This window comes from Streptosporangium sp. G12 (assembly GCF_052983175.1).
Genome location: NZ_JBRIQO010000107.1, coordinates 1 through 716, shown reverse-complemented (window position 1 = coordinate 716; position 716 = coordinate 1). Strand labels below are relative to the sequence as shown.

General features: G+C 66.2%; 1 protein-coding gene. It reads right to left on the bottom strand.

The features are described 5' to 3' along the window. Positions 1-153: 153 nt before the first annotated feature. Positions 154-588 carry an IS200/IS605 family transposase gene (gene tnpA, locus ACVCAG_RS45805; RefSeq protein WP_447191678.1) on the bottom strand — a complete coding sequence of 145 codons (435 nt, stop codon included), beginning with the start codon at positions 586-588 and terminating at the stop codon, positions 154-156. Positions 589-716: the final 128 nt, after the last annotated feature.

Sequence of the window (716 nt, the reverse complement as noted above, 5' to 3'; positions counted from 1 at the left end):
AGGTCGGCCGACTGGACGCCGTAGGTGATGCTCACGCCCGCCCTGCGGTAGGCGGTGCGGCGGTGCTCCAGTGCGGCGTTGTACAGGGCGCGGTGGTCATCCAGGTACGCGGTGAGCGCGACCTGCTGGTGGACGGTCGCACGCAGCAGGAACTTAAACGACCTGCGCACGAGCACCTCCCCCCTTGGGGACGCGCTCGTATTGGATCTCGATGTAGCGCTGCACGGTATCGGCGGACACCGCGCCGGTCGTGGCCACGAAGTACGACCGCGACCACAGCGTCGGCAGTTGGGAGCGCAGGTGCGCAAACTCGGCGCGCAGGTGGTGGGAGGTGAAGCCCTTGAACTGGTTGGCCACGTACGACGGAGAGTTCTTCGGGTGCGGCTTGACGAACAGGCGCACGTGGTCGGGCATCACCTCAAGCGCCACGATCTCCCAGCCGTGCTCGTCGGCCTTGGCGCGAATCAACTCCTCAAGGCGGTCCTTGACCCGCCCGCCAAGAACCGGGCGGCGATACTTCGGACACCACACCACGTGGTATCCGAGGTCGTACGCCGCGCCGGGAGAGGTGCGCACCTGACGAGTCACACGATCAATATAAAAGCGCCGTCCATCTAATGCGCGACGATCGGAGATCCCACATGCGCAGACCTGACCGGCCAGGGCACGCTCGGGCCTTGACGGCCCTCCCGCTCCCGATTCCCCCGTCGCCTAAA